At 70.4% G+C, this 5,779-nt stretch carries 5 protein-coding genes; all 5 read right to left on the bottom strand.

All coding sequences use genetic code 11. The annotated features are described in order from the left end of the window. A partial coding sequence (gene murG / locus HUU96_RS10080; protein ID WP_174292681.1) for an undecaprenyldiphospho-muramoylpentapeptide beta-N-acetylglucosaminyltransferase occupies positions 1-1,000 on the bottom strand: 1,000 nt, incomplete at its 3' end. Further along, entirely contained in the window at positions 997-2,214 is a 1,218-nt protein-coding gene (locus HUU96_RS10075) for an FtsW/RodA/SpoVE family cell cycle protein (protein ID WP_174292680.1), read from the bottom strand. The genes HUU96_RS10075 and murG, both read right to left, overlap by 4 nt. Beyond that, positions 2,211-3,554 (bottom strand): UDP-N-acetylmuramoyl-L-alanine--D-glutamate ligase, encoded by a 1,344-nt coding sequence (gene murD / locus HUU96_RS10070; RefSeq protein WP_174292679.1) that lies wholly within the window; start codon positions 3,552-3,554, stop codon positions 2,211-2,213. Before murD ends, HUU96_RS10075 begins: the two co-directional genes overlap by 4 nt. Next, positions 3,551-4,621, bottom strand: coding sequence for a phospho-N-acetylmuramoyl-pentapeptide-transferase (mraY, locus tag HUU96_RS10065; RefSeq protein WP_174292678.1), 1,071 nt, complete (start codon positions 4,619-4,621; stop codon positions 3,551-3,553). The genes murD and mraY overlap by 4 nt, the downstream gene beginning before the upstream one ends. After that, a partial coding sequence (locus tag HUU96_RS10060; RefSeq protein ID WP_174292677.1) for a UDP-N-acetylmuramoyl-tripeptide--D-alanyl-D-alanine ligase occupies positions 4,622-5,779 on the bottom strand: 1,158 nt, incomplete at its 5' end.

Below are 5,779 nucleotides of genomic sequence, written 5' to 3'. Positions count from 1 at the left end.
CGGCGGGATCGAGGCCCAAGCGCTGCATCTGCTTGGCCAGCTCCACCGGCGTGAAGTCGCGCTGCGGAACCGTGCGCGCGCCGCCGGCCTCGCTGATCTCCCGCGCGTTCACCGTCTGGTGGTCGTCGGTCGCGCCGGGCAGCGGCACCAGGATCGCCGGGCGGCCAGCGGCAGTCAGCTCGGCGATGGTCGACGCCCCTGCGCGAGCGATCACCAGATGCGCCCAGGCGAGCTGTTCCGGCATGTCGGGCAGATAGGTAGCGAGATCGGCGGCGATCTGGTGCTCGGCATATTGCGCGCGCGCCGCGTCGATGTCCTCGATCCGCGCCTGGTGTGTCACCTGCAGGCGTCGGCGAAAGGCGACCGGCAGCATGGCAAGGCCATCGGGCACCACCCGCGACAGGATGCTCGCCCCCTGGCTACCGCCGGTAACCAGCACGCGGAAGATGCCTTCCTCCTCAAGCAGCGGGAAGGGGCGATCACGCAGCGCCAGCACCGCCTCGCGCACCGGGTTGCCGACCAGCTTGGTCTTGCCCGCCAGCGCCGGTGCCAGCCGCTCGGTCGCGCGGTACGAGGTGGCGACCGCGTCGACGCGGCGCGCGACCAGCCGGTTGACGCGGCCGAGCACCGCATTCTGCTCGTGCACGGCAGTGGGGATCTTCTCGGCAAAGGCGGCGAGCAGCGCCGGGAACGCCGGATAGCCGCCGAAGCCGACCACCGCGGCAGGCCTGAAATTGCGGTACAGCTCGCGCGCCATCGCCCGGCCGCGCAGCATGTCGCGCACCGCCGCTGCCCAGCCCTGCGGCCGTCCGACCTGAAAGCGGCCGGCGGGAATGACATGCGTCTGGATGCCGTCGAACAGCCCCGGGAACCGCACGCCGCGCGCATCGCTGACTAGTGCGACGCGGTGGCCGCGGCGCGTCAGCTCGGCGGCAAGCGCGGCGGCGGGGACCATATGGCCACCGGTGCCACCGGCGGCGAGGACGTAATGGCGGTTCATGCGCCCCACCGTACCACATAGGGCGAGCGCGTCAGGAAGGGATTGCGGCGGGTGAACGCCAGCAGCATCCCCATGCCGACCGACAGCGCGATCATCGACGAGCCGCCATAGCTGATGAATGGCAAGGTCATCCCCTTGGAAGGGGCAAGCCCGGTGTTGACCGCCATCGACACCAGCGCCTGCGCGCCGAACTGCACCGCCAGGCCGGCAGCGGCGAGCAGCTTGAACTCGTCCTGCTCGTCGAGCAGCTTGACGAACACCCGGACGACGATCGCCAGGAACACCACCGCGATGACCGCGCAGGCGATCAGGCCGAACTCCTCGCCGATGACGCTGTAGATATAGTCGGTGTGCGCTTCGGGCAGGCCGAACTTGGCGCTGCCGCCGCCGGGGCCGGTGCCGGTCCAGCCGCCATGGACCAGCGTCGAGTGCGCGGCGTTGGTCTGGAAATGGTCGCCCGCGCCCTCGCCGTCGACGCCGGGGAACAGGAACGCGTCGATCCGCGCCCGCGCCGTGCCGTAGAAGAGGTAGGCCGTGGCAAGGCCGACCGGTGCGGCGGCGATCAGCCCGACCATCACCCGCGTCGGCGTGCCGGCGATCATCAGCAGCGCCATCCAGCAGGTGCAGACGATGATCGTCTGGCCGAAATCGGGCTGCATCATCAGCAACCCCGCCACCAGCGCGGTGATCGCGCCGGTGATGATCACCGTGGGCAGGCTCTGGTCCTTGGCCTTGAGCGACAGCAGCCAGGCGATCGTGACGATCAGGAAGGGCTTCAGGAACTCGGACGGCTGAAACTGGATCAGGCTCGGCCCCAGCCAGCGTCGCGCGCCGTTGACGGTCACGCCGATGAACGGCGTCGCGGCGAGCGCGGTGGTCATCGCCGCGGCACCGACCAGCGCCATGCGCCGGGCGAGCGCGACCGGCATCATCGACACGCCGATCAGCACCGGCAGCGACACCGCAATCCAAACGAGCTGCCGCCAGAAATAGTAGAGCGGGGCGATATGGCGATGCTCGCCCGAATAGCGCACCGCGCTCGCCGGCGAGGCGGCGGCGACCGCGATCAGCCCGATCGCGATCAGGAAGAAGGTCAGCAGCAGCAGCACCCGGTCGATATCGAAGAACCAGGTGCCAAGCGGCGAGCGGTCGCCGCGACCGCCGCGGCTCTTCACGCGGGCGACGATGCTCGATGGCGCGGCAGCCTGCTTCATGCCGCGAGCGCCTCGACGGCGCGGCGGAAGGCGAGGCCTCGCGCGGCATAGTCGGCGAACTGGTCGAAAGAGGCGCAGGCGGGCGACAGCAGCACGGTCTCGCCGCGCACCGCGCGGGCGGCGGCGCGAGTCACGGCGACGTCGAGCGTCCCCGCTTCCTCGACCGGCACCTGGCCGTCCAGCACGGCGGCAAAGCGCGGCCCCGCCTCGCCAATCGTGTAGGCGCGCACGACATGGTCGAACTGCGGTGCGCAGGCGTCGAGGTCGTCGCCCTTGGCGCGGCCGCCGACGATCCAATGGACGCGCGGGAAGGCGGCGAGCGCGGGCGCGGCGCTCTCGGGGTTGGTCGCCTTGCTGTCGTCCACGTACGTCACACCGGCGAGGGTGGCGACCCGCTCCATCCGGTGCGGCAGGCCGTTGAAGGTTTCCAGCCCCGTGTCGATCGCGGCTTCGGCGACGCCCAGCGCCTTGGCGACGGCGATGGCGGCGAGCGCGTTCTGCGCGTTGTGCGGCCCCTGCAACGCCGGCCAGCGCGACTGGTCCATACAGACGCCGGGCGCGATCTTGGTCAGACTCTCGCCGCGTGCGGACAGCGACCGCGCGATCGCCGCCGAGGCGTCGTCGCCGATGCCGATCACCGCTTCGTGAGCCGGCGACTGCATCGCGAACAGCCGCGCCTTGCTGGCGGCATAGGTGTCGAAGTTGGCATAACGGTCGAGGTGATCGGGCGTGACGTTGAGCAGCACCGCGACGTCGCAGTCGAGGGTTTGCGTCAGGTCGATCTGATAGCTCGACAGTTCGAGGACATAGACACCGCCGGCCGGAAGCGGCTCGGCACCAAGGATCGGCAGGCCGATGTTGCCGCCCATCAGGCTCGGCACGCCGGCGGTCTGCAGGATGTGGTGAACCAGCGCGGTGGTGGTCGACTTGCCGTTGGTGCCGGTGAGGCCGACAACCTTGTGCGGCGGCAGATCGGCGCGGGCCTGCGCGAAGAGCTCGATATCGCCGATGATGGGCACGTTGGCCGCGCGCGCCTTGGCGGCGATGGGGTGGGTGTTGAGCGGCACGCCGGGGGAGACGACCAGCGCGTCGAAGCCGGCGAGGTCAATCGTGTCGAGGTCGGCAAACTCTACACCACCCCCGCGGAGGCGGGGGCCCAGTTCCGATTGGCCCGCAACTGGGCCCCCGCCTTCGCGGGGGTCGATGCGTTTGGCGGGGTCGCTGTCCCACGCCACCACGCTCGCCCCGCCCGCAACCAAAGCGCGCACGCTCGCCGCGCCCGACCGCGCCAGGCCCAGCACCGCGTAGCGTCCGCCGCTCCAGGCGCGCGCGACGGTCACCGCAGCTTCAACGTCGCCAGCCCGGCCAGCGCCAGCACGAACGATACGATCCAGAAGCGGATCACCACCGTCGGCTCGCTCCAGCCAAGCTGCTCGAAGTGATGGTGGATCGGTGCCATCTTGAACACACGCCGGCCGGTGCGCTTGTAGAAGAACACCTGGATGATGACGCTCAGCGCCTCGACCACGAACAGCCCGCCGATGATCCCCAGCACCAGCTCATGGTGCGCCACGACGGCGATGGTGCCGAGCGCCCCGCCCAGTGCCAGACTGCCGGTGTCGCCCATGAACACCGCTGCCGGCGGCGCGTTGAACCACAGGAACGCCAGCCCCGCGCCCACTACCGCGCCGCAGAAGATCGCCAGCTCGCCCGCGCCGGGCACATGCGGGATGCCCAGATAGGTCGCGAACTTGGCGTTACCGACCAGATAGGCGATGACCATGAAGGCGACGGAGGCGATGATGACCGGCATCGTCGCCAAGCCGTCCAGCCCGTCGGTCAGGTTCACCGCATTGCCGAACGCGACAATCGTAAAGGCAGCGAACACCGGATAGAGCCAGCCCAGCTCCAGGTAATAGCCCATCGCGAACGGCAGCGACAAATGGCTGCCGGTCTGGTGCATGACGATCAGCGCGGCGATGCCAGCGACAACGAACTCGGCGAGCAGGCGGACGCGGCCCGGCACGCCGGCGGTGGTCGCCTTGCGCACCTTGTCATAGTCGTCGAGGAAGCCGATCGCACCGAACCCCAAGGTCACGAACAGGCACGCCCAGACATAGGGGTTGGCCACGTCCATCCAGATCACGATCGACAGGCACAGCGCGGTCAGGATCATCAGCCCGCCCATCGTCGGCGTGCCGCGCTTGGCAAGGTGCGACTGCGGACCGTCGGCGCGGATCGGCTGCCCCTTGCCCTGGCGCAGCCGCAGCCAGCCGATGAAGCGCGGACCGATCAGCAGGCCGATCAGCAACGCCGTCGCCACCGCGCCGCCGGTGCGGAACGACTGATAGCGGATGAGATTGAGAACGCCCGGGAACCCCAGATGCGCGGCGATCCAGTACAGCATCTACATTCCGTTCCTCAAGCCCGCGACCAGCCGGCCCAGCCCCACCCCGTTCGAACCCTTGACGAGCACCGCATCGCCCGGTGCGATCAGCGCAGGCAAGCGCGCCAGCGCGGCGGCGGTATCGGGCACATGGACGACTTGCGTGCGCCCCTCAAGAGCGCGGGCGAGCGGCGTCATCGCTTCGCCGACCAGCAGCGCCAGTTCGACGCGCGCAGCCTCAATCGGCGCGACGAGGCCGGCGTGATAGGCGGCGCTGTCCTCGCCCAGCTCGCGCATCTCGCCCAGCACCGCCAGTCGCCGGCCGCGCTCCTCGCCCAGCACTGCCAGCGTCGCGCGCATCGAAGCGGGGTTGGCGTTGTAGCTCTCGTCGATCACCAGCGCCTCACCGCCCGCCAGCGCCGTCGCAAAGCGCGCACCGCGTCCCGGCAGCCCGCCCATCTCCGCCAGCGCCAGCCCGGCGAGGCCGAGGTCACCGCCGGCCGCCTCGACCGCGGCGAGCACCGCCAGCGCATTCGACACCCAATGCATCCCCGGCTGCGCGAGGGTGAAGGACAGCTCGCGCTGACCCAGGCGCGCAGTGACGAAGCTTGCCCCGGTCGGCAGCCGCATCGCTTCGATCGCGCGCACGTCAGCGCCGTCGTCGAGGCCAAAAGTAACAATGTGGCCGGCATGGGGGCGGGCGGCGGCGATCAGCCGGTCGCGGTGCGGGCTGTCGAACGGGACGATCGCGGTGCCGCCGGGCTCCAGGCCCTGGAAGATCTCACCCTTGGCATCGGCGATCGCGCTCTCGTCGGCGAAGAACTCGGTGTGCGCCGGGGCGATGGCGGTGATCATGGCGATGTGGGGGCGCACCAGCCGGGTCAGCGCCGCCAGCTCGCCGGGGTGGTTCATCCCCATCTCCAGCACCGCCGCGCGAGCGTCGCGCGGCATCCGCGCAAGGCTGAGCGGCACGCCGGTATGGTTGTTGTAGCTCTTGATCGAGTGATGCACCGCGCCCGGCATCCCGCGGTCGAGCGCGGCGAACAGCGCCTCCTTGGCGCTGGTCTTGCCGACCGAGCCGGTGACGCCGATCACCGTCCCGCCCATGCGCGCGCGGGCAGCGCGGGCGAGGTCGTCGAGCGCGCGGGTGGTGTCGGCGCCGCGGACGTGCGGACCGGC

The sequence above is a fragment of the Sphingomonas bacterium genome (assembly GCF_903644135.1).
Classification (GTDB): domain Bacteria; phylum Pseudomonadota; class Alphaproteobacteria; order Sphingomonadales; family Sphingomonadaceae; genus Sphingomonas.
The sequence above is the reverse complement of the archived record's forward strand: the minus strand, read 5'-3'. Positions and strand labels throughout refer to the sequence as shown.

What these genes read in the sequence shown, in the direction of transcription:
- HUU96_RS10075 (WP_174292680.1), bottom strand. Translation starts at nt 2,214, where the DNA reads ATGAAGCAGGCTGCCGCGCCATCGAGCATCGTCGCCCGCGTGAAGAGC.
- mraY (WP_174292678.1), bottom strand. Translation starts at nt 4,621, where the DNA reads ATGCTGTACTGGATCGCCGCGCATCTGGGGTTCCCGGGCGTTCTCAAT.